At 44.1% G+C, this 21482-nt stretch carries 25 protein-coding genes and 1 rRNA gene; 25 read left to right on the top strand and 1 reads right to left on the bottom strand.

What is annotated here, in order from left to right; genetic code table 11:
• The first annotated feature begins 28 nt into the window (after window positions 1–28).
• The 12 genes from rrf to rsmI all read left to right on the top strand — a co-directional run bounded on the left by rrf (window position 29) and on the right by rsmI (window position 7976).
• A 5S ribosomal RNA gene (rrf, locus tag VKA52_RS00665) occupies window positions 29–142 on the top strand.
• Between the two features lie 167 nt (window positions 143–309).
• A complete protein-coding gene (locus VKA52_RS00660; protein ID WP_160916845.1) occupies window positions 310–492 on the top strand; it encodes a sigma factor G inhibitor Gin in 183 nt (60 codons plus the stop codon).
• Between the two features lie 258 nt (window positions 493–750).
• Complete coding sequence (locus tag VKA52_RS00655) at window positions 751–2166, top strand: aminotransferase class I/II-fold pyridoxal phosphate-dependent enzyme (RefSeq protein WP_326313845.1); 1416 nt, start codon at window positions 751–753, stop codon at window positions 2164–2166.
• A gap of 2 nt (window positions 2167–2168) precedes the next feature.
• A complete protein-coding gene (gene tmk / locus VKA52_RS00650) occupies window positions 2169–2798 on the top strand; it encodes a dTMP kinase (RefSeq protein ID WP_326313844.1) in 630 nt (209 codons plus the stop codon).
• A 54-nt stretch (window positions 2799–2852) separates the two neighbouring features.
• Window positions 2853–3182: a cyclic-di-AMP receptor gene (locus VKA52_RS00645; protein WP_160916839.1), complete on the top strand. Its 330-nt coding sequence runs from the start codon at window positions 2853–2855 to the stop codon at window positions 3180–3182.
• Between the two features lie 18 nt (window positions 3183–3200).
• Window positions 3201–3641, top strand: coding sequence for a YaaR family protein (locus VKA52_RS00640; protein ID WP_160916837.1), 441 nt, complete (start codon window positions 3201–3203; stop codon window positions 3639–3641).
• Between the two features lie 13 nt (window positions 3642–3654).
• Window positions 3655–4641 carry a DNA polymerase III subunit delta' gene (holB, locus tag VKA52_RS00635; RefSeq protein WP_160916835.1) on the top strand — a complete coding sequence of 329 codons (987 nt, stop codon included), beginning with the start codon at window positions 3655–3657 and terminating at the stop codon, window positions 4639–4641.
• A 7-nt stretch (window positions 4642–4648) separates the two neighbouring features.
• A complete protein-coding gene (locus VKA52_RS00630; RefSeq protein ID WP_160916833.1) occupies window positions 4649–5476 on the top strand; it encodes a PSP1 domain-containing protein in 828 nt (275 codons plus the stop codon).
• Window positions 5477–5491: 15 nt separating this feature from the next.
• Window positions 5492–5836 (top strand): DNA replication initiation control protein YabA, encoded by a 345-nt coding sequence (yabA, locus tag VKA52_RS00625; protein ID WP_160916831.1) that lies wholly within the window; start codon window positions 5492–5494, stop codon window positions 5834–5836.
• A 260-nt stretch (window positions 5837–6096) separates the two neighbouring features.
• Window positions 6097–6840 (top strand): tRNA1(Val) (adenine(37)-N6)-methyltransferase, encoded by a 744-nt coding sequence (locus VKA52_RS00620; protein ID WP_326313843.1) that lies wholly within the window; start codon window positions 6097–6099, stop codon window positions 6838–6840.
• Window positions 6830–7129: a GIY-YIG nuclease family protein gene (locus tag VKA52_RS00615; protein ID WP_326313842.1), complete on the top strand. Its 300-nt coding sequence runs from the start codon at window positions 6830–6832 to the stop codon at window positions 7127–7129. Before VKA52_RS00620 ends, VKA52_RS00615 begins: the two co-directional genes overlap by 11 nt.
• Window positions 7098–7976, top strand: coding sequence for a 16S rRNA (cytidine(1402)-2'-O)-methyltransferase (gene rsmI, locus VKA52_RS00610; RefSeq protein ID WP_326313841.1), 879 nt, complete (start codon window positions 7098–7100; stop codon window positions 7974–7976). Before VKA52_RS00615 ends, rsmI begins: the two co-directional genes overlap by 32 nt.
• A gap of 122 nt (window positions 7977–8098) precedes the next feature.
• Here the strand turns inward: rsmI and VKA52_RS00605 are convergent, their stop codons facing one another.
• The gene (locus VKA52_RS00605; RefSeq protein WP_075038313.1) at window positions 8099–8374 is read right to left on the bottom strand and encodes an AbrB/MazE/SpoVT family DNA-binding domain-containing protein; all 276 of its coding nucleotides are present in this window, start codon (window positions 8372–8374) and stop codon (window positions 8099–8101) included.
• 415 nt (window positions 8375–8789) lie between these two features.
• Here VKA52_RS00605 and metG point away from each other — a divergent pair, with 415 nt between their 5' ends.
• The 13 genes from metG (at window position 8790) to VKA52_RS00540 (ending at window position 21476) form a co-directional block, all read left to right on the top strand.
• On the top strand, window positions 8790–10745 hold the full coding sequence (gene metG, locus VKA52_RS00600; RefSeq protein WP_326313840.1) for a methionine--tRNA ligase: 1956 nt from the start codon (window positions 8790–8792) through the stop codon (window positions 10743–10745).
• Between the two features lie 81 nt (window positions 10746–10826).
• Window positions 10827–11600: a TatD family hydrolase gene (locus tag VKA52_RS00595; protein WP_326313839.1), complete on the top strand. Its 774-nt coding sequence runs from the start codon at window positions 10827–10829 to the stop codon at window positions 11598–11600.
• A gap of 210 nt (window positions 11601–11810) precedes the next feature.
• Window positions 11811–13079: a ubiquitin-like domain-containing protein gene (locus tag VKA52_RS00590; RefSeq protein WP_326313838.1), complete on the top strand. Its 1269-nt coding sequence runs from the start codon at window positions 11811–11813 to the stop codon at window positions 13077–13079.
• Window positions 13080–13178: 99 nt separating this feature from the next.
• Complete coding sequence (gene rnmV, locus VKA52_RS00585) at window positions 13179–13742, top strand: ribonuclease M5 (protein ID WP_326313837.1); 564 nt, start codon at window positions 13179–13181, stop codon at window positions 13740–13742.
• The gene (gene rsmA, locus VKA52_RS00580; RefSeq protein WP_160916816.1) at window positions 13732–14601 is read left to right on the top strand and encodes a 16S rRNA (adenine(1518)-N(6)/adenine(1519)-N(6))-dimethyltransferase RsmA; all 870 of its coding nucleotides are present in this window, start codon (window positions 13732–13734) and stop codon (window positions 14599–14601) included. The genes rnmV and rsmA overlap by 11 nt, the downstream gene beginning before the upstream one ends.
• Before the next feature lie 69 nt (window positions 14602–14670).
• Window positions 14671–15555, top strand: a complete 885-nt coding sequence (gene yabG / locus VKA52_RS00575; RefSeq protein ID WP_202412580.1) for a sporulation peptidase YabG — start codon at window positions 14671–14673, stop codon at window positions 15553–15555.
• A 476-nt stretch (window positions 15556–16031) separates the two neighbouring features.
• Window positions 16032–16292 carry a biofilm formation stimulator Veg gene (gene veg / locus VKA52_RS00570; RefSeq protein WP_035511778.1) on the top strand — a complete coding sequence of 87 codons (261 nt, stop codon included), beginning with the start codon at window positions 16032–16034 and terminating at the stop codon, window positions 16290–16292.
• A 169-nt stretch (window positions 16293–16461) separates the two neighbouring features.
• Window positions 16462–16641 (top strand): small, acid-soluble spore protein, alpha/beta type, encoded by a 180-nt coding sequence (locus tag VKA52_RS00565; RefSeq protein WP_160916812.1) that lies wholly within the window; start codon window positions 16462–16464, stop codon window positions 16639–16641.
• Between the two features lie 114 nt (window positions 16642–16755).
• A complete protein-coding gene (gene ispE, locus VKA52_RS00560) occupies window positions 16756–17628 on the top strand; it encodes a 4-(cytidine 5'-diphospho)-2-C-methyl-D-erythritol kinase (RefSeq protein ID WP_160916811.1) in 873 nt (290 codons plus the stop codon).
• 53 nt (window positions 17629–17681) lie between these two features.
• Complete coding sequence (gene purR / locus VKA52_RS00555; protein ID WP_160916809.1) at window positions 17682–18500, top strand: pur operon repressor; 819 nt, start codon at window positions 17682–17684, stop codon at window positions 18498–18500.
• 170 nt (window positions 18501–18670) lie between these two features.
• Window positions 18671–18970, top strand: a complete 300-nt coding sequence (gene spoVG, locus VKA52_RS00550) for a septation regulator SpoVG (protein WP_075038302.1) — start codon at window positions 18671–18673, stop codon at window positions 18968–18970.
• A 157-nt stretch (window positions 18971–19127) separates the two neighbouring features.
• Window positions 19128–20507 (top strand): bifunctional UDP-N-acetylglucosamine diphosphorylase/glucosamine-1-phosphate N-acetyltransferase GlmU, encoded by a 1380-nt coding sequence (glmU, locus tag VKA52_RS00545; RefSeq protein ID WP_326313836.1) that lies wholly within the window; start codon window positions 19128–19130, stop codon window positions 20505–20507.
• Window positions 20508–20522: 15 nt separating this feature from the next.
• Window positions 20523–21476, top strand: a complete 954-nt coding sequence (locus VKA52_RS00540) for a ribose-phosphate diphosphokinase (RefSeq protein WP_089654598.1) — start codon at window positions 20523–20525, stop codon at window positions 21474–21476.
• The last annotated feature ends 6 nt before the right edge of the window (window positions 21477–21482 follow it).

Here is a 21482-nt window from a genome sequence, read left to right as displayed (position 1 = left end):
TGAGGGTTCACCTCAAACTTTATATTGATGTGGTGGTGAAGGCGAAGAGGTCACACCTGTTCCCATGCCGAACACAGCAGTTAAGCTCTTCAGCGCCGATGGTAGTCGGGTTTACCCCCGTGAGAGTAGGACGCCGCCACGTCATTTTGAAATCTTCAGGACTTATTCCTGAAGATTTTTTGTTTTATATTAAAACTCTCTTCACCTCTTCTATTTGAAATCTATTTTCTCTAAATTTTATGTATAAGGTTGATAGATTCGGAGATACTAAGTGTAAAGGCTTCATGATTAAAGAGAGGAGGAGAACGAGTGAGCCGTAAAGATCATTGCAGTATTTGCGAGAGAGAAACAGAAAAGGGAATTTATCTATTACGAGTTTTTATTTGTGAAGATTGTGAGGAAGAGATGATTGACACACCTGCTGATGACCCGAAATATGAATACTTTGTTAAACGTATGGCCAAAGCCCATCGTTCTATGATTCCGTCTTAATATAAATGAGCGTAGCAGCTATGAAGAAGAATACACATCCACCCTTGTTTGCAGGGTGGATTTTTTTATTGACTAAAAAGGGAACGTCCACTTGAGCTAAACCCATGTGTACTGCGTAACGGACTGGGAACGTTACTCTAACTATTTTACTTATATGCTTTGAGTCCATCAGAGACGGAGCCTTTGTTCAAGGGCGATGTGTGTATTGCTTGTCTGTGGCTATTTATGTAAGCTTGAACATGGAAGAAGGTGATTGATATGAACTCTACATATATGCCGCTTTACGAAGCGCTTAAACGGAATATAGAACGAGATCCTTTATCTTTTCATGTCCCTGGTCATAAGTATGGAAAGGTGTTTGAAAAGCAGGCCTCTGAAACGTTTCAATCCATTTTACAATTGGATGCTACAGAAGTGGATGGACTGGATGATCTGCATGCTCCAGAAGGTGTGATTTGGGAAGCTCAAAAGTTAGCGAGCGAATTTTTCCAATGTGACTATACCTTTTTCTTGGTAAATGGGACAACGGTCGGCAATATGGCTATGATTTTATCCGTTTGTCTCCCAGGGGAAGAGATTATAGTGCAGAGGAATTGTCACAAGTCTGTACTGAATGCTCTCGAGCTTTCGGGGGCATCCCCTGTGTTCATCTCTCCAAGATATGAAAAGGAAACTGGCCGGCATAGCTACGTTTCTGCCGAAGACGTCGAAAGAGCTTTGAAGGACTACCCTGACAGTAAAGCTGTCTTTTTGACCTACCCGGATTACTTTGGAAGGACGTATGATCTGGAGAATATTGTAGAAGTTGTTCATAGGTCCCGTATTCCGCTGTTGGTTGATGAGGCACATGGCGTCCATTTTCAGCTTGGATCCCCATTCCCAAAGGCTGCCTTAGCTGCAGGCGCAGATGGTGTGGCTCAGTCTGCGCATAAAATGGCACCTGCGATGACGATGGCTTCGTTCCTTCATGTCCAAGGTGACAGGATCGATCTGAACCGAATCCGTCATTATTTACAAATGCTTCAGTCGAGCAGCCCTTCCTATCCACTGATGGCGAGTTTAGACGTGGCTAGAGCTTATTTAGCTGCATGGAAGCCTTCGGAAAAGGAGGACTTGTTTTCATTCCTGGATCAAGTAAAGGCCTTGTTCCACTCTTATAATTATTGGACTGTGAAAACTACGGATGATCCGTTGAAGCTTACGCTCGAGGTTCTAAGCGGAACCGGGTTTGAATGGGCGGACGCTCTGGATGCGGTGGGAATCGTACCGGAGCTTGCAACGACAGATCAAGTTCTACTCGTATTTGGACTCGCCCCGAGTGTGGATATACAGTTATTGGAGGACCGGTTGAAGACCTTGGATTCCCAATTAAAAAAGCAAACAAACCGTGCTACAATAATAGAGGATCAAATCCAATTTCCAGCGGTTCAAAAGCTGGAATTCAGCTATTCGCTCATGCAGAGAATGGACGTGGAGAGAGTGGATTGGCAAGAAGCTGCAGGGTACGTCGCAGCAGAAGCGATCATCCCCTATCCACCAGGCATTCCATTAGTCTTGAAGGGGGAACGCTGGGATGATCAACATATAGCTCAGGTGCGTGCCCTGTCCAGTCAGGGGGCACGCTTTCAAAATACAGGCATGGAACAAGGTGTCCTTGTTTTTAAAGGAGAATAGATGTGAAAGGATTGTTTGTAACGTTCGAAGGTGGCGATGGAGCTGGTAAATCTTCCATCCTGCAAGAGATCGGAAAAGATTTGATAGAGGAAGGGTATTCCATTCTGGTAACGAGAGAGCCGGGAGGAATACGCATCGCAGAAAAAATAAGAGAAGTGATCCTTGATCCTTCACATACAGAAATGGATGGCCGTACTGAAGCTTTGCTTTATGCCGCGGCACGCAGGCAGCATCTCGTAGAGAAAGTCATCCCTGCATTGAAAGAAGGAAAAATCGTGCTTTGCGACCGGTTTGTAGATTCCAGCCTTGCCTATCAGGGAGCAGCACGTGGTCTTGGTATGGAGGAAGTTTTTAAAATCAACCAATTCGCCATTGATGATCATATGCCGGATTTGACGTTGTTGTTTGACATCAAACCTGAACGAGGGTTGAAGAGGATTGCTGCGAATCAGGGAAGAGAGAAGAATCGTCTCGACCTTGAACATATCGATTTTCATGAAAAAGTTTATGATGCCTACCAACGATTGGCTGAGCAAAATAAGGACCGCATCTGTGTAATTGATGCCGATCAGGAGTTCGAATCTGTGAAAAAAGATGCGTATCGCGTTTTAAGCGGTCACTTGCCATCATAATTTCCATCCATTTGTTATAATAGGAGAAAACACCCAACAGGAGGGTATGATTGCATGAAGATGATCATTGCGGTCGTTCAGGATAAAGATAGCAGTCGTTTGACGGATGCCTTAGCAGAAAATAATTTTAAAACGACCAAACTATCAACGACAGGTGGATTCTTACGAGAAGGAAATACAACGTTCATGATTGGTTGTGATGATGATCAAGTGGACGATGCTTTAGATATTATTAAAGATAATTGCAGCCAGCGTGAACAGATGGTTGCTCCCATTTCGCCGATGGGGGGAAATGCGGACTCTTACATTCCCAAACCCGTAAAGGTCGAGGTAGGGGGAGCGACTGTATTTATTTTGCCGGTTGATTCCTTTTTTCAGTTTTAACTTAGAAGGGGTTCAAGTATGAAAATCAATCAAGAAATACGGACACAGATGGAGGCAGCAAAAAGACACTCTTCCCTCCAGACGAACGGGAAGCCTGGTTTTGATGCGATGGTGCAGTCCCAATCCCGGCAGCTGCAAGAAGCCCAATTGAGCAGGCTGATGAGTAGTATAACGGCACAGGGGGAGCGGGTGGCAAGAGCACGGTCTTTCCGTGATCTGGCTAAATATAAACGTCTTATCAAAGACTTCATGAAAGAGTCCGTCCAATATGGAATGAACCTGAAGCATTCGCATAGTTGGAATGCACATGGACAGACTCGAAAGTTGACGATAGTGGAATCGGTTGATGAGAAGCTGTCTGAACTGACAGAGGCAGTGATGGATCAGGAAAAGCGAACGGTTGATCTGCTTGGGCTGATTGGTGAAATCAAAGGTTTGCTTATTAATTTATATACGTAAGGACGGAAGTAGTATGCAGACTTGGACACAAATGAAAGACATCCAGCCTCTAGCTGCCCAAATGCTGATGAACAGCTTCAAAAAGGACCGGATTTCCCACGCTTATTTGTTCCAGGGGAATCGCGGGACCGGTAAAAGGGAAATGAGTATTCTTTTTGCGAAAAGTATTTTCTGCAAAAACAGAGAAGGCGCGGAGCCCTGCCAAAGCTGCAGGGATTGTCACCGGATTGATTCAGGGAATCATCCAGACTTGCACTGGATAGAACCTGAGGGACAATCCATCAAAAAAGAACAAATCCTCCATTTACAAAAAGAATTTACGTATACAGGAATGGAGTCAAACCGAAAAGTCTATATCATCGTCGATGCAGAAAAGATGACAGTCAACGCATCGAACCGATTATTAAAATTTCTGGAGGAACCGAGTCAGCAGACGACCGCGATGTTACTGACCGAAAGTGGTCCGACCATACTGGATACCATCAGGTCGCGTTGTCAATTGCTTGCCTTTCAGCCGCTGAATCCAAGGCGTGTGCAGGAAAAATTGGTGGAAGAAGGAGTCTCTGAATCGAATGCGAGACTTTTGTCATCCTTAACGAATAATTTGACAGAAGCCCTCGAGATGAATGAAGATGAGTGGTTTGCGAATGTGCGAAAACTAGTGATACAATTAATTGAAGTGCTTCAAAATAAACCAAATGAAGGACTTTTGTTTATCAACCATCAGTGGATGCCTCATTTCAAAGAGCGAACGCAGCTGCAGCGTGGTCTGGATGTATTGATGCTCTGGTTCCAAGATGTGATCAACCAACTTTTGGACCGGGAAGAATCGATCATTTTCACGACAGAGAGAGAGAATTTGAACCAGGCAGCGATGCGTTGGTCACGTCAGTCAGCAGCACGAAGCTTAACGGATATTCTTGAGGCGAAACGAAAGATAAATCAAAATGTCCATCCTAATTTAGTGATGGAACAACTTACCCTTCAACTACAGAGGTGATGATCGAATGATCGAAGTTGTAGGTGTCCGATTTAAGCAGGCGGGTAAGGTATATTATTTCGATCCGGGGGAATTGCGGATGACGACGGACGATTATGTCATCGTTGAAACCGTACGCGGAATCGAATTCGGAAAAGTTGTCATTGCTAATAAATCCATAGATGAAGAAGACGTTGTTTTACCTCTTAAAAAAGTCATCCGTATGGCAGATGATAAAGATAAAGTGACGGTGGATGAAAACAAAGACAACGCCGCAGAAGCTTACCGGGTTTGCGAAAAGAAAATCCGTGAACATAAATTGGACATGAATCTTGTGGATGTCGAATACACGTTTGATCGTAATAAAGTGATCTTCTACTTTACGGCTGATGGCCGTGTGGACTTCCGTACATTAGTCAAAGATCTTGCGTCTGTTTTCAAGACGAGGATCGAACTGCGCCAAATCGGTGTCAGGGATGAAGCGAAAATGCTCGGGGGGATCGGTCCATGTGGACGGATGCTTTGTTGCTCAACGTTTTTAGGTGATTTCGAACCTGTTTCTATAAAAATGGCCAAGGACCAGAACTTATCCTTGAACCCAGCGAAAATTTCTGGCCTTTGCGGCCGCTTAATGTGTTGTCTCAAGTACGAAAATGATGATTACGAAAATGCGAAGAAAGAGCTTCCTGACCTCGGTGAAAGCATTGCGACCTCCTTTGGTAAAGGAAAAGTCGTCGGACTGAATATGCTCGAACGTATGGTGCAGATTGAATTCCGCGACAAAGAGCGCGTCCTTGAATACTCTCTGCAAGAGCTGATCGATGAAGGAGTTCTTCAAACCGAAGCCTCAGAATAAAGGGTGGAGTCGAGCGTGAAGAAGAAAGCCATATTTGAACAAGTATCCCATTTTGAAAGTCAAATCGGTGAGCTCTATGAACAGCTCGGCGATTTAAAAAAACAGCTGGCCTATCTCTTAGAAGAAAACCAGCATTTATCGCTTGAAAATCATCACTTGCGACAACGGTTAGAGAAAGAGAATGAAAAAGAACAATCTTCCTCAAGTTCCAAACAGGACAAAGGGGCAGTCGTCGGGGAAGGCTATGATAATCTCGCGAGGCTTTACGAAGAAGGCTTTCATATTTGTAATCTTCATTTTGGTAGCCCGAGAGATGAGGATTGTCTGTTTTGCTTATCTTTCTTAAACAAAAAGAAATAATTCCAGGTCCAAGCCTTTCCTTGCTCGTTCGAGGAAGGGCTCTCTTTATATCATAGATGGGTTTAAATTTATAGTTATGTTAGGGAAAGAGGATTTGTCAGTATTACGGAATACTTGATTCCATGTTGTTATGTGCAGAATAGGAGGCGGTGGGAAGCGTGTAGTTTCCCAGAATCCGTTCGCCCCTGAAAAAAAGCAATGAAACCGTTCCAGAAAAGGGAGCTGTTTATAGGAATTCAAGTAAAGAAAGGAAAGCGGAAATGGTTCAATTATATGGAGATGAAAGAATTGACTTTTTATTAGCGAAAGAAAACATGCGGATTATTCAAAGCCCGAGCGTATTCGCTTTTTCATTAGATGCGGTTTTACTCGCTGACTTTACTTATGTACCAAAAACACGGGGGAAAATCATCGATTTATGTACAGGGAACGGTGTCGTCCCTCTTTTTCTCTCCACACGATCGAGAGTTCCGATAACAGGGGTGGAAATTCAGGAGCGGCTCTATGACATGGCCCTCCGTAACATTGAACTGAATGATTTAGGCGATCAACTGAATATGATTCATGGGGATTTGAAAGATATGCCCGGACATTACGGAAATGACAAATTCGATCTGGTTACATGTAATCCTCCATATTTTCCTACTCCTAAAGCGGATGAGCAGAACTTGAATGAGCATATGGCTATTGCTAGGCACGAAATCCACTGCAGCTTAGAAGACGTAGTAGAGTCATGCAGCAGGCTGGCGAAGTCAGGAGGAAAAGTATCCATGGTTCATCGCCCTGAGCGCATGGTGGAAATTATTCAGTTATTCAAAAAGTACAAGTTGGAGCCTAAAAGAATGCGACTCGTATATCCAAAAGAGGGAAAAGAGGCGAACATTCTTCTGATTGAAGGAGTCAGAGACGGGAAGCCCGGGTTGAAAATTCTACCTCCGCTGTACGCTCTTACGAATGATGACGAATATACTCAAGAGCTAAGGGAGATTCTTTATGGAGAATAGTCATTACGTCTATATGCTCAAATGTAAAGATGGCACCCTTTATACCGGATACACCAACAATCTGGAAGCTAGGTTAGAAAAGCATCAGAGCGGCAAAGGGGCCAAGTACACAAGAGGTAGAGGGCCTCTCGTACTTGAGGCTTATGAAGTGTATGAGACGAAGTCAGAAGCCTTACAACAAGAATACCGGCTGAAACGAATGACAAGGAAAGAGAAAGAATATTGGATTGAACAAAGAAAGGAAGGGGTGAGCATGGATGAATGTACAAAAAAGTTTCATGGATCATGATCAAGGGACGCTTTATATTGTCCCTACTCCCATAGGAAACCTGGAAGATATGACTTTTCGTGCTGTTAATACTTTAAAAGAAGTGGATATGATTGGTGCCGAGGATACGAGGAATTCCAGAAAATTGCTCAATCACTTTGAAATCTCTACGACACTTGTCAGTTACCATGAACATAACAAACACACAAAAGGTCCGGAGTTGATTGAGAGGCTGAGTGGTGGAAAAGACATCGCCATCGTCAGTGATGCGGGTATGCCCGGGGTTTCAGATCCTGGAACAGATCTTGTCCAAAGAGCGGTTGAAGCAGATATCCCCGTCGTTGTTCTGCCAGGTGCGAATGCCGCGTTGCCTGCTCTCGCCGGATCAGGGCTATCGACAGAAGAGTTTTACTTTCATGGATTTCTTCCAAGGAAAAAGAAAGACCGCGCAGCCGTTTTAGAGAAGCTTCAATCCATTCAAGCCACTCTGATTTTTTATGAATCTCCTCACCGATTGAAGGAGATGTTAAGCCATGTTCATGAAATACTTGGAGATAGAAAGGCCTCATTAGTACGCGAACTGACGAAACGTTACGAAGAATACATTCGTGGGGGTTTGGGAGAATTAGTGGATTGGGCTCATTCTGAACAAATTCGTGGGGAATTTTGTGTAGTGATTGAAGGAGCGGGTGATGTAGAATCTGAGGATAGCCACCAGTGGTGGGCACACTTATCCCTCGTCGATCACGTCCAGCACTATATTGAAAACGATGGAATGAGGAATAAAGAAGCGATAAAACAGACGGCTCTAGACCGAAAGCTCCCGAAACGGGAAGTCTATCAGGCCTATCATGTAGAAGAAAAATAAAACCAGCAAGAGAAAACCCCTTACTGCCAGGCCTGTGAACAGTAAGGGGTTGCTTTAACATATGTCTTTTTTCTCTCTATAACCAGTAAATCGTCTCTTTTCTATTTATCTCTAAATCTGATTTATTTAAGGTTGTCTTGTAGTTCTGAAAGCAGCATTTGTGCGCCTTCCTTGCTCAGGACTAGGTTGCCGTTTGCCAGTTTCATATTTTCATCAGAAACTTCCCCTGTGACATGGCAAGTCATGTTGGGCTTATATTTCTTTAGAACGATACGGTCATCGTCCACATAAATCTCCAACGCGTCCTTTTCGTTAATGCCTAGTGTGCGGCGGAGTTCGATCGGAATAACCACGCGACCGAGCTCGTCGACTTTACGTACAATACCTGTAGATTTCATATTTCTGTCTCCCCTCAATCAAAAGTTTAGCTGTCATGTTTCGACATATGTCTCGACAATATAGTACCAACCATTCCCAGACGTGTCAATTACTTAAAAAGGGATTAGAATTTCCAATTCCACATACTGGTGCAGGTATTGAAAATGGGTGAGTGGAGCGATTCATCCAGGCCTCTTTCCATCTCTACCCATCCCTTTCATCCCATATCTGGTTGGTTTATCCAACCTATCTATATACATTTTATTTTACCAGAGTATTTACATATGTGAAATTATAATGTTTGGTTCTTTTGACAGTTTTACGTAAAATTCGGTATATTTTAATGTTAGGAATGGAAATAAAGAAGATAAATCGATAGAATGATACCATGACCTTTTATGACACATGGTAGGAAGATTTTGAGGAGGGAAAAGAATGCCTGAGGAAAATAATACGTTTTATATAACGACACCTATTTATTACCCTAGTGGTAATTTGCATATTGGACATGCCTATACGACCGTAGCGGGTGATGCGATGGCACGCTACAAACGTTTACGGGGATATGATGTCATGTATTTGACCGGAACGGATGAGCATGGACAGAAGATCCAGCGGAAGGCAGAAGAAAAAGGGGTCTCTCCACAAGCATACGTGGATGATATTGTGAGCGGGATTAAGCAATTATGGGATAAACTCGATATTTCCTATGATGACTTTATTCGTACCACACAGGATCGTCACAAAGTAGTCGTAGAGAAAATTTTTGATTACTTAATGAAAAAAGGCGACATTTATTTGGATGAGTATGAAGGATGGTATTGTACCCCGTGCGAGTCCTTTTTCACAGAACGTCAGCTTGAAGACGGCCGCTGCCCGGATTGTGGCGGTGAAGTAGAAAAAGTAAAAGAAGAATCCTACTTCTTCAAGATGAGCAACTATGTGGATCAATTGCTTGAGTTCTATGAGAAGAATCCGAAATTCATCCAACCGGAAAGCCGTAAAAATGAAATGATCAATAACTTCATTAAACCAGGTCTTGAAGACTTGGCTGTATCCCGGACGACATTCGATTGGGGAATTGGAGTACCCGGAAATGAGAAACACGTCATTTACGTATGGATTGATGCGTTGAGCAACTACATTACCGCGCTTGGCTATGAGAGTGATGATGATTCCAAATATCAAAAATACTGGCCGGCAGATGTGCAGCTTGTAGGGAAGGAAATTGTCCGTTTCCATACCATCTATTGGCCAATCATGCTGATGGCTCTTGATCTGCCTTTGCCGAAGCAGGTATTTGCCCATGGCTGGATCTTAATGAAAGATGGAAAAATGTCCAAGTCCAAGGGGAACGTTGTGGATCCGGTCCAGTTGAGTGATCGTTATGGTCTGGATGCTCTACGCTACTACTTGCTTCGCGAAGTACCATTCGGTTCTGATGGGGTGTTTACACCAGAAGCATTCGTTGAACGTACGAACTATGACCTTGCGAATGATCTTGGGAACCTACTGAACCGTACAGTCGCGATGATCAGTAAGTATTTCGATGGTGAAATTCCAGCTCTGAAACTAAGGGAAGATGAGTTTGATGAAAGCCTTGAAAAACTGGCCCAGGAGACGAGAATCTCTGTAGAAGATTCTCTTGAGAACATGGAGTTTTCTGTGGCTCTTGCAGATCTTTGGAAATTCGTCAGTCGTACAAATAAATATATCGATGAAACACAGCCGTGGGTTCTGGCTAAAGATGAAAACCAAAAAGACCGACAGGGTAATGTCATGGCCCACCTGGCTGAATCGCTTCGTCAAATAGCTGTGATGCTTCAGCCGTTCTTGACGCAGACGCCTGAGCGAATCTTCCAGCAGCTCGGAGTAACAGCAGATGAGCATAAAGCATGGGAAAGCCTCAGCGAATTTGGAATTCTTCCAGCTGGAACGAAGGTACAAAAAGACCAGCCGATTTTCCCTCGTCTCGATGCGGAAGAGGAGACGCAAATCATCAAAGACATGATGAAGAAGTCAGCTCCTTCAAAAGAAGAGAAAAAAGAGGAGAAAACGGAGCAAGTGGAAGAAGTGACCATCGATGATTTCATGAAGCTTGATTTCCGGGTTGCGGAAGTAACGAAAGTCGACAAGGTGAAGAAAGCAGACAAGCTGCTTAAAATTCAATTGGACCTCGGTTATGAGCAGCGCCAAGTTGTTTCCGGTATCGCTGAACACTACACTCCGGAAGATCTTGTTGGAAGGAAAGTCATTTGCGTCGCCAACTTGAAACCGGTCAAACTCCGCGGGGAATTGTCTGAAGGGATGATTCTTGCTGGTGAAGACGACAATGGTTTATCTTTGGCATCTGTGGATCAGACGTTGAAGAATGGGACGAAAGTGAAATAACACGCCATTAAAAAGGGAAAGCTCTCCATAGTGCTTTCCCTTTTTTTACATGACGATTAATTGATGAAGGTGGGAAAATGAATGTTGTTTGATACGCACGTCCACTTGAATGCAGATCAGTTCGAAGAGGACTTGGAAGAAACGATTGAAAGAGCTCAAGAAGCTGGTGTTCAGTATATGACCGTTGTAGGCTTCGATAGGAAAACGATCCCGAAAGCGATGGAAATCGCCGAGCGGTATGAAAACATCTATGCCGCTGTAGGCTGGCATCCGGTTGATGCTATTGATATGACGGATGAGGACCTTCAATGGATTGAGGAATTGTCTCAGCACCCTAAAGTAGTCGCGATAGGGGAAATGGGATTGGATTACCATTGGGATAAATCACCGAAAGACGTGCAAAAAGAAGTGTTTCGTAAACAGATCCGTCTGGCAAAGAAGGTGAAGATGCCGATCATCATCCACAATCGTGAGGCGACACATGATATCGTTGAAGTCCTAAAGGAAGAGAATGCAGCTGAAGTCGGCGGCATCATGCATTGTTACAGTGGGCCTGTAGAAATTGCGCAGGAATGCATTGATATGAACTTCATGATTTCCTTAGGCGGTCCTGTCACCTTTAAGAATGCAAAATTACCGAAAGAGGTGGCCAAAGCGGTGGATCTTAAGCATTTGTTAGTAGAAACGGACTGCCCGTTCCTGGCTCCGCATCCGAACCGCGGGAAGCGAAATGAACCTGCCTATGTGAAGCTTGTTGCGGAACAAATTGCAGAGTTGAAGGGAATTTCGTATGAAAAGGTGAGTGAAACCACAACTTCGAATGCTCTCGAATTCTTTGGAATCCAGTCGCAATAAAGGGGACCTTGGAGGGTATATTACAAAATTCGCCCAATTGTATGGGAACTGTAACACGTTTGTTATGTTAATTGACTAGGTATAATAGCATAATAGAGGAGTCAGTGATGGTCATGCTGGCTCCTCTATTTTTTTGTAAAGAGGATCCATTTGACATGAGTTTGTCACTTGACTACAATAAAACGCGTGCTTTAGAAAGGAGGCCAAAGGATGAAAATAGGAAAATTGTTAAAATCAGCCATTAGTCACATGATGGTATGGGCAACTGTGATTGCCGTCCTATGCATCGCCTTTTTAGTAACCGTTTCGTATGAAGCTACTAAAGCTTCTGTGCAAGTGACACAAAATGGGCAGAAAGAACTGATACGCACTCATGCTGATACTATTGATGAATTATTATCAGAGCTCGATGTCACTGTCCAACAACACGATGAATTATCACATAACTTATCCGATCCGGTTGAGTATGGAATGGATGTCTCGTACATAGCATCTAAGTCTATCAATCTAGCCATCGATCGAAACCATACAGAAGAATACTTTACAACAGCCTCGACAGTGGAGGAATTCTTTGAGCAGGAGGATCTTGAATTCAAAGAACGGGATGAATTATCCCATGATCCGGATGCTCTCATTGAAGATGGCATGGACATTGAAGTCCAACAGGCCTTCCAAGTGAACGTCAATGATGGAGGAGACTCCAAAAAAATCTGGACGACCGCATCCACGGTCGACGAGTTGTTTCAAGAAGAGGGGATTACTCTGAGCGAATTGGATGAGTTGAACCTCAATGAGGAAGAAGAGCTATCCTCTGATAAAAAGGTCATGATTACCAGAGTCGAGAAAGTGACCGACGTTGTCGAAGAAGAAGTTGACTTTACAGTGGAAACAAAGAAAGACAACTCTCTTCCAAAAGGGGAAAAGAAAGTCGTTTCCAGTGGAGAAAAAGGGTTGATTACGAAGGAATATGAAGTAATCTTGAAAAATGGTGAGGAAGCCAGCCGTGAACTGATTAAGGAAACGGTGGAAGAAGAGAGTAAGACAAAAGTGGTTGCTCTTGGTACGAAAGTGGAGAAGAAAGTGACAGTTGCTGCTTCAAGCCCGTCAAGTTCTTCAAATGCATCAAGCTCTTCCCGCTCTTCCTCAAGTCAAGCATCTACGACGGTATCGCGAAACGATACAAGTGGAGCGAAGACCTTATATATGCATGCAACGGCCTACACCGCAAACTGTGCAGGATGTTCGGGCATTACGGCTACAGGCATCAACTTGAAAGCGAATCCGAACAAAAAAGTCGTAGCGGTCGATCCTAGTATCATCCCGCTTGGGAGCCGCGTCTGGGTAGAAGGGTACGGCTATGCCATTGCTGGAGACACAGGTGGAGCTATTAATGGAAATCGTATCGATTTATTCGTTCCTTCCAGGAGCGAGGCTCTTAATTTCGGCTCCCGTAATGTAAAAGTGAAAATATTGGATTAATGGAGATAGCAGAGGAATCGTTCCTCTGCTTTTTTCCGTGTATAGAGTCATGGTATGCTATGGAAAGATGAAGAAGGGAACGCAACAGGAGGAAAGTACGTGAAAATTAAAGAAGTGATTGTGGTGGAAGGGAAAGATGATACCGCCCGAATTAAATCTGCCGTGGACGCAGATACCATTGAAACGAATGGATCAGCGATTGATGAGCACGTTCTTGAACAAATCAAACATGCACAGGATAAAAGAGGGGTCATTATCTTTACAGATCCCGATTATCCTGGAGAGCGGATCAGGCATATCGTAAGCCAGCATGTACCTTCATGTAAGCATGCTTTTTTACCGAAACATCGTGCACGTGCCAAACATGACAAAGGCATTGGCATCGAACATGCATCGATTACTGATATTCAGGAAGCCCTGTCTGCGGTATATGAACTAGTGGATATCCGGGAAGGTGAAATAGAAAAAGCCGATCTCGTCGACTACGGACTCATCGGAGGTCCAAAAGCCTCCAAGCGCCGGGAGAAATTGGGGGTCGCCCTCAAAATTGGCAAAACGAATGGAAAACAGTTGTTAAAACGATTGAATATGTTCCACATTACGTCCCACCAGCTAAATGAAGCGATGGATCAGATCATACAGGAGGAAAGAAATGAACAGTAAAGCAGTAGCCACACCAACAAGAACGAAAGAAATTTTGCAGAATTATGGATTCTCATTTAAGAAAAGCCTGGGGCAAAACTTTCTCATTGATGTTAACATTTTAAAAAATATCATTGCAGAAGCTGGAATTGACCGTTCAGCGAGTGCGATAGAGATCGGACCTGGCATCGGGGCTTTAACAGAACAGCTGGCCCAGCACGCCGACCGTGTCGTAGCCTTTGAAATCGACCAGCGCCTCCTCCCGATTTTGAAAGAAACTCTTGGGGCCTATGACAATGTCGAAGTCATTAACCAGGATATTCTCAAAGCGGATGTTGCCCGTGTAATCGCTGATCATTTCAACCCTGATCAACCCGTCCGTGTCGTAGCTAACCTTCCTTATTATATTACGACACCTATTCTGATGAAACTTCTGATGGATCGACTGCCAATTGACAGCATAACGGTCATGATTCAGAAAGAAGTGGCGGATCGTATGGCTGCTGAACCAAATACGAAAAGTTACGGTTCTCTTTCCATTGCCGTTCAGTATTATACAGAAGCAAATGTCGTATTGAATGTACCTAAGACCGTCTTTATGCCTCAACCGAATGTGGATTCTTCTGTACTACATTTGGAAATGAGAGAGAAGCCACCTGTTGAGGTGGAGGATGAAGAATTCTTCTTCGACGTTGTGAAAGCAACGTTCGGGCAACGTAGAAAAACTTTGATGAACAACTTAGCCCGTCATTTCAAAGGGGAAATGGATAAGGAAGAGCTTAGAAATCGACTTGAAAAGGTCAATATCGATCCATCTCGACGCGGGGAATCTTTATCCATGCAGGAATTCGCAGATCTAGCCAACGTTTTATATAAGTGACTGTAAATAGACACAAAGCCCATGTTCACACATACACTACAGTAGTGTATAGAGTGAGGTGGGGAAGTGATGATATCAAGTGGAGACCTTGTAACACGGAAATCCTATCAGCACGACATCATTTTTCGAGTGAAGTCAGAGAAGGGACCACTCTTAAAATTGATGGGCGAATATATAAGACTTGAGGCCGACGCCCCTCTCGATGATCTTGAAAAAGTAACCGGAGCTGAGTATCACCGTAGAAAAAGTGAAGTCGATGAGAAGGAAGCCTATTCCTACCGTTTATTTCGGCAAGATTACAGACTCCTAAAAGAAAAAAGGGAAGCAGAAGCAGGGAGTGGGTATGCCAATCAAAAAGAAACGAACTATTTTCAAATCCCTCCCCGAATTCTTCATATAGATGGAGATCCATTGTTTTTGAAAAAGTGTATTGCTTTATATGAACAACTAGGGTTGCAAGTTCATGGACAATACCTTCACGAAAAAGAAATGCCGAACCAAGTCCTGTCTCTAATAGAAAAAGTGCACCCGGAAATTGTCGTTTTGACGGGACACGACTCTTACTCCAAAGCGAAAGGAACTGTCAGGGAGTTGGAGTCTTATCGTCATTCCAAGTACTTTGTAGAAGCTGTCAGGAACATAAGAAGAAAATATCCCAATTTCGATCAAATGGTCGTCTTTGCTGGTGCCTGCCAATCTCATTTTGAATCCATTATCAGGGCTGGAGCCAACTTTGCGAGCTCACCTGCCCGGGTTAACATTCACGCCATTGACCCGGTCTACGTGGCTGCCCGTGTGGCGTATACTTCGTTTATGGACCATATCAACATTTGGGAAGTCATTCGTAATACTATAAGTGGAGAAGATGGCCTAGGCGGAATAGAAACCAAAGGATTGCTCCGCATCGGCATGCCCTACACTGAAAATCAAACAGAAGAAATCCAGGAACCATAAAAAAAGCCGTCATCACGTGATGACGGCTTTTTCTTATTCGCCTTCAGCTAAATGGCAGGATTGTGTAAGGCTCAATTTCGAGACTTTTGTTGAGTGGATGGGGCGGAGGGGAATAACTCGCTTTCCGCGGGAGCGCGGTGAGCCTCCTCATGCTGAAGCCTTGCGGGGTCTCACCTAGCACTCTTTTCCCGCAGGAGTCTCGCCATTCCCCTCCGCCCCTCAACCCAGGCAACGAACCCAGAAACATCTCGAATCTGAGTCTTCAACTAAAGGGAGCGTTAGCAGAAGAGGAATATGTACGGATTTTAAGGAAATAAAAAAAGCTTACATACTTTTCCTTGAAATGGATAAGCTAACCAGGACCGATTATTTATATCATTCTGTTGCATTGTGAATGCGCAGTTGGTATAATTAATAATTTTATTTGACTTTGTCCTAAGTCTGTGATAAACTAATTTACAGTGAGGTGGAGTGCAGTGGCTAAAACGTTAGTAGAAATCAAGCAATCCCTTGAAGGGCAAATTGGTAAACGCCTAACTTTGAAAGCAAACGGCGGACGTCGTAAAACAATCGAACGATCCGGTGTACTGGCAGAGACATATCCTGCTGTTTTCATTGTAGAGCTGGATCAAGAAGAAAATGCTTTTGAACGTGTATCTTACAGCTATGCAGATGTACTTACAGAGACAGTCGAATTGAACTTCGACGACCTACAGACTATGGCACTTGAGCAGTGAACCAACCGTTTGCTGCTTTTTTATTTTGTCTGCAAAACGGAATATCATTCAAAAAGATAAAGAAGGAATCATTACCATCCTTACATACAACTCCCTTGCTTGTCCGTTGCATGTTTCGCACATACTAACTTTGTCGTAGCTTTAGTGAAAGCGAAAGGAGCTGAAGACGATGGGACGTAAGCGCAGCATGATGTCCAACTCGTTGAAAGAAGAAATCGCGAAAGAACTTGGGTTTTACGACAAGGTAGAAAAAGACGGATGGGGCGGCATTTCTGGGCGTGATGCCGGCAATATGGTAAAACGAGCAATTCAAATGGCAGAAGAACAAATGGTGAACAACCAACAGTAAGCTTTTCCCCTGGCGCTTGATGCTCCAGGGGCTTTTTTCCTTTCTCGTGCCCCTCACCAGCCCAACAAATATGGTACAATGCTTTCAGAATCATATGGAAGATGAGGTGCTTGCATGCAAATACTTGAAAAAGCTCCTGCGAAAATTAATTTGTCTCTTGATGTTTTACATAAACGAGCGGACGGGTTTCATGAAGTAGAGATGGTCATGACAACTGTCGATCTTGCCGATCGCATTGAACTGACCCTCCTCTCTGAAGATGAAATCAAAGTGGAATCGGAAAGCCGTTTTGTCCCGAATGATGAACGTAATTTAGCTTACCGTGCGGCACAACTGTTGAAAGATCGTTTTCATGTAACTCAGGGAGTTAAGATCTTTATTGAAAAGAACATCCCTGTAGCGGCCGGGCTTGCTGGAGGGAGCAGTGATGCCGCAGCTGTCCTTCGAGGTGTGAACCGGATGTGGGGGCTGGGTTTGAGCATGGATGAATTGGCGGAACTTGGTTCAGAAATTGGTTCGGATGTGTCTTTTTGTGTACACGGAGGAACGGCGCTTGCCACCGGCCGGGGAGAAAAGATTCAACACCTTCCTGCCCCTCCTCCGTGTTGGGTGGTCCTTTCTAAACCTACGCTTGGTGTATCGACCCAGTCCGTCTATAAGAATCTTGATTTAAGTGCGGCTCACCACCCTGATACCGAAGCCATGGTGAATGCTCTGAAAGATGGAGACTACTCGGGCATTTGTGAGAACGTTGGCAATACACTTGAGGGTGTGACGCTACAAATGCATGAAGAAGTCGGTCAAATTAAAGAGCAGATGAAACAGGCAGGGGCTGACGCTGTGCTTATGAGTGGAAGTGGTCCGACCGTTTTTTCGCTCGTTGAACATGATGCTCGAGCCCAGAGAATTTATAACAGTCTAAAGGGCTTTTGTACGGAAGTTTTTATGGTTCGTATGCTCGGATACAAAGAACCACTTGATAAATAACGTACGAATTTGTTATATTTAATGAAAACATTCGGATTTAGAGGTGTCTTTGTATGAAAAGAAGCGAAAGACTTGTCGCCATGACTCATTATATTCTCGATCGACCACGTGAGCTTATATCCCTCCCTTTTTTCTCAGAAAAATACGATGCTGCGAAATCTTCCATTAGTGAAGATTTAGGAATCATCAACAAAATGTTCCAACATGAGGGGATCGGCTATTTAGAAACAGTTTCTGGAGCAGCAGGTGGAGTGAAATATATCCCTGCTTTCTCAAAAGAAGAAAGCCATCGTTTTGTTGAAGAATTATGTGAAAAGTTGGAGGACCCCGTGCGGCTCCTGCCGGGTGGCTATTTGTTTATGAGCGACTTGTTAGGTGATCCGGAAACGACACGTAACATCGGCAAGCTGTTCGCTTCTGCTTTTCGCGATAAAGACATCGATGTGGTCATGACAGTTGCGACGAAAGGAATCCCCCTCGCATACGCTGTGGCTTCCTACTTGAACGTACCCGTAGTGATTGCCAGAAGGGATCCGAAAATTTCTGAAGGGTCTACGGTGAGCATTAACTACGTTTCTGGTTCGACCAGGAAGATCCAAACAATGGTTCTAACGAAGAGATCTCTTCCTCAAGGATCAAGAGTCTGTATCATTGATGATTTCATGAAAGCTGGCGGAACCATTAATGGAATGCGGAATTTATTAATGGAATTTGATGCTGAATTAGCAGGAATCGGAGTTCTTGCTGAGGCGGAAGATGAAGAAGAGGACCGCGTCGTGGATGATTATTTATCTGTAGTACAGATTATCAATGCGGATGAACGCAAATCCTCCATTGAAGTCCGACCAGGGAACCTGTTAGAAAATATATAAAATATACTTTGTGAAAAGAGCCCTCATCCTTTTGTATGAGGGCTTTCTTCATGGTTGAACACCTAAATATACAGAATCATAAAAATTTTTTAGAAAAATTAGCAGGATTTTTTCCCGTTTTGTGGAATTTGTCTTACATAAGTTCTTTTGTATAAAAGGTGGTGAATCTAATGGAAGTAACTGACGTAAGACTGCGACGCGTGAATACTGATGGAAGAATGCGAGCAATTGCTTCTATTACCTTGGACCAGGAGTTTGTTGTCCATGACATACGGGTGATTGATGGCAACAATGGACTGTTCGTGGCGATGCCGAGCAAACGCACTCCGGATGGGGAGTTTCGTGACATTGCACACCCGATTAATTCAGGTACTCGTGGAAAGATCCAGGACGCTGTACTTGAAGCTTATCACCGTGCTGGTGATGAGGAAGAAGCTGAGGTGGAATTCGAAGAAGCCGGCGCTTCCTAATACTTACGCACAACAAGAGTCTAACCGAACCAGGTTAGACTCTTTTTTTGGTCAAAGATCCTGGACGGATTTCCGTTTGTGTTCCTCCTCTAAATGTTGAAATACATGTTGTATTGAGATATGATTCAAAGTGGATATTTAGGATGGAGGTACGTTCATGACTAATCGATATGCAGTCGTTCTAGCCGCTGGCCAAGGTACACGTATGAAGTCAAAACTTTATAAGGTTTTGCATCCTGTATGTGGAAAGCCGATGGTTCAGCACGTTGTCGACCAATTGAATACATTAGATTTGCAAGAATTGATCACCGTTGTAGGTTTTGGTGCTGAAAAAGTTCAGGATCAGCTGGGTGAAGATAGTCATTATGTCATTCAGGAGGAACAGTTGGGAACAGGCCACGCTGTTTTACAGGCGGATGACATTCTGGCTGATAAAGAAGGGACGACCGTTGTTGTTTGTGGTGATACGCCATTGTTGACAGGGGAGACGCTTCAAAAACTTCTGGATCATCATGATGCAGAAGGGGCGAAGGCTACAGTCCTTACGGCGCATGCTGAAGACCCACACGGGTACGGCCGCGTCATCCGTGGCGGAAATGGCCAGGTTGAACGAATCGTGGAGCAAAAAGATGCGTCTGATGAAGAACAGGCGATTCAGGAAATCAATACAGGTACGTATTGTTTTGATAATGCTATGCTGTTTGATGCACTTAAGAACGTCTCTAATGATAATGTTCAAGGTGAATATTACCTGCCGGACGTCGTTGAAATCCTGAAGGGTCAAGGGGAAACCATCAGTGCCTATCAAACACCGGAGTTTTCGGAATCTCTAGGTGTTAATGATCGTGTGGCCTTGTCAAAAGCAGAAAAGCTAATGAAACAACGAATTAACGAGCAACATATGAGAAACGGGGTTACGCTTGTCGATCCTGAACAAACGTATATCGGTCCAGATGTGACCATAGGAAGAGATGTCGTCATCTATCCTGGAAGCGTTCTTGAAGGTGCAACGAGCATTGAAGACGATGCGGTAATAGGCCCTCATTCTACCGTTACAAACTGTTATGTGGGCAGTGCAACGATTATTAAGCAGAGTGTCGCTGCCGATAGTAAGATCGGCTCCCGTGTCCAAATTGGACCTTTTGCCCACATCCGCCCGCAATCCTCTCTAGGTGATGATGTGAAAGTCGGAAACTTTGTGGAAGTGAAAAAGGCTTCCTTCGGCGATGGAAGCAAAGCTTCTCACCTAAGCTATATCGGGGATGCTGAGGTTGGAACTGGTGTCAACATCGGTTGTGGAACCATTACGGTGAACTACGATGGTGAGAACAAGCATTTGACGACGATTGAAGATGATGCATTCATCGGATGCAATTCAAACTTAATTGCTCCTGTCACCGTAGGAAAAGGAGCTTATGTAGCTGCGGGCTCCACGATTAACCAGGATGTCCCGTCCGAAGCTTTGTCGATTGCCCGTTCCCGCCAGACGAACAAAGAAGGCTATGCAAGTAAAATGAAATCGATCAAAAAAGATTAACGGAGGGTTCCATCCATGGCAACTGGATATAAGGATTCAAAACTGAAAGTATTCTCACTCAACTCAAATCCTGAGTTAGCGAAAGAGATTGCTGATAACATCGGAGTCGAACTAGGTAAATGTACAGTCACGAGCTTTAGTGACGGAGAGATTCAAATCAATATTGAAGAAAGTATCCGTGGGTGTGATGTGTATGTAGTTCAATCTACATGTGAGCCCGTCAACCAGCACATCATGGAACTCCTGATCATGATCGATGCTCTAAAACGTGCGTCAGCAAAATCCATCAATATTGTCATGCCTTATTACGGTTATGCTAGACAAGACAGAAAAGCCCGTGCCCGTGAGCCGATTACAGCTAAATTGATTGCTGATCTTCTTGAAACGGCAGGAGCTTCCCGCGTCTTAATGCTTGATCTGCACGCGCCGCAAATCCAAGGATTCTTCAACCTGCCGATTGATCACCTGGTCGGGGTTCCGATTCTATCCGACTATTTTGAGGAGAAGAATTTTGAGGATGTTGTCATTGTATCTCCAGACCATGGGGGCGTAACACGTGCCCGTAAAATGGCGGATCGTCTGAAAGCTCCTATTGCCATCATCGATAAGCGTCGTCCGCGTCCAAACGTTGCGGAAGTCATGAACATCGTCGGTAACATCGAAGGCAAGACGGCCATTTTAATTGATGACATTATTGATACAGCTGGAACGATTACACTGGCGGCCAACGCTCTTGTCGAGAACGGTGCCAAAGAAGTGTTTGCTTGCTGTACGCATCCGGTTCTTTCAGGACCTGCGATCGAGCGTATCGATAATTCGAAAATTAAAGAGCTTGTGGTTACCAACACGATTCCACTAGGTGAAGAAAAATCGAGCGAGAAAATCACCGAGCTATCTGTAGCCGGCTTAATCAGTGAAGCTATTGTCCGTGTCCATGAACGTCAATCCATTAGTATTTTATTTGACTAATTTTAC

The organism is Halobacillus sp. HZG1, assembly GCF_035818575.1.
GTDB lineage: Bacteria > Bacillota > Bacilli > Bacillales > Halobacillaceae > Halobacillus > Halobacillus litoralis.
The sequence above is the reverse complement of the archived record's forward strand: the minus strand, read 5'-3'. Positions and strand labels throughout refer to the sequence as shown.

What these genes read in the sequence shown, in the direction of transcription:
- VKA52_RS00655 (WP_326313845.1), top strand. Translation starts at nt 751, where the DNA reads ATGAACTCTACATATATGCCGCTTTACGAAGCGCTTAAACGGAATATA.
- VKA52_RS00645 (WP_160916839.1), top strand. Translation starts at nt 2,853, where the DNA reads ATGAAGATGATCATTGCGGTCGTTCAGGATAAAGATAGCAGTCGTTTG.
- VKA52_RS00640 (WP_160916837.1), top strand. Translation starts at nt 3,201, where the DNA reads ATGAAAATCAATCAAGAAATACGGACACAGATGGAGGCAGCAAAAAGA.
- holB (WP_160916835.1), top strand. Translation starts at nt 3,655, where the DNA reads ATGCAGACTTGGACACAAATGAAAGACATCCAGCCTCTAGCTGCCCAA.
- VKA52_RS00630 (WP_160916833.1), top strand. Translation starts at nt 4,649, where the DNA reads ATGATCGAAGTTGTAGGTGTCCGATTTAAGCAGGCGGGTAAGGTATAT.
- VKA52_RS00620 (WP_326313843.1), top strand. Translation starts at nt 6,097, where the DNA reads ATGGTTCAATTATATGGAGATGAAAGAATTGACTTTTTATTAGCGAAA.
- VKA52_RS00615 (WP_326313842.1), top strand. Translation starts at nt 6,830, where the DNA reads ATGGAGAATAGTCATTACGTCTATATGCTCAAATGTAAAGATGGCACC.
- rsmI (WP_326313841.1), top strand. Translation starts at nt 7,098, where the DNA reads ATGAATGTACAAAAAAGTTTCATGGATCATGATCAAGGGACGCTTTAT.
- VKA52_RS00605 (WP_075038313.1), bottom strand. Translation starts at nt 8,374, where the DNA reads ATGAAATCTACAGGTATTGTACGTAAAGTCGACGAGCTCGGTCGCGTG.
- metG (WP_326313840.1), top strand. Translation starts at nt 8,790, where the DNA reads ATGCCTGAGGAAAATAATACGTTTTATATAACGACACCTATTTATTAC.
- VKA52_RS00595 (WP_326313839.1), top strand. Translation starts at nt 10,827, where the DNA reads ATGTTGTTTGATACGCACGTCCACTTGAATGCAGATCAGTTCGAAGAG.
- VKA52_RS00590 (WP_326313838.1), top strand. Translation starts at nt 11,811, where the DNA reads ATGAAAATAGGAAAATTGTTAAAATCAGCCATTAGTCACATGATGGTA.
- rsmA (WP_160916816.1), top strand. Translation starts at nt 13,732, where the DNA reads ATGAACAGTAAAGCAGTAGCCACACCAACAAGAACGAAAGAAATTTTG.
- yabG (WP_202412580.1), top strand. Translation starts at nt 14,671, where the DNA reads ATGATATCAAGTGGAGACCTTGTAACACGGAAATCCTATCAGCACGAC.
- VKA52_RS00565 (WP_160916812.1), top strand. Translation starts at nt 16,462, where the DNA reads ATGGGACGTAAGCGCAGCATGATGTCCAACTCGTTGAAAGAAGAAATC.
- ispE (WP_160916811.1), top strand. Translation starts at nt 16,756, where the DNA reads ATGCAAATACTTGAAAAAGCTCCTGCGAAAATTAATTTGTCTCTTGAT.
- purR (WP_160916809.1), top strand. Translation starts at nt 17,682, where the DNA reads ATGAAAAGAAGCGAAAGACTTGTCGCCATGACTCATTATATTCTCGAT.
- spoVG (WP_075038302.1), top strand. Translation starts at nt 18,671, where the DNA reads ATGGAAGTAACTGACGTAAGACTGCGACGCGTGAATACTGATGGAAGA.
- glmU (WP_326313836.1), top strand. Translation starts at nt 19,128, where the DNA reads ATGACTAATCGATATGCAGTCGTTCTAGCCGCTGGCCAAGGTACACGT.
- VKA52_RS00540 (WP_089654598.1), top strand. Translation starts at nt 20,523, where the DNA reads ATGGCAACTGGATATAAGGATTCAAAACTGAAAGTATTCTCACTCAAC.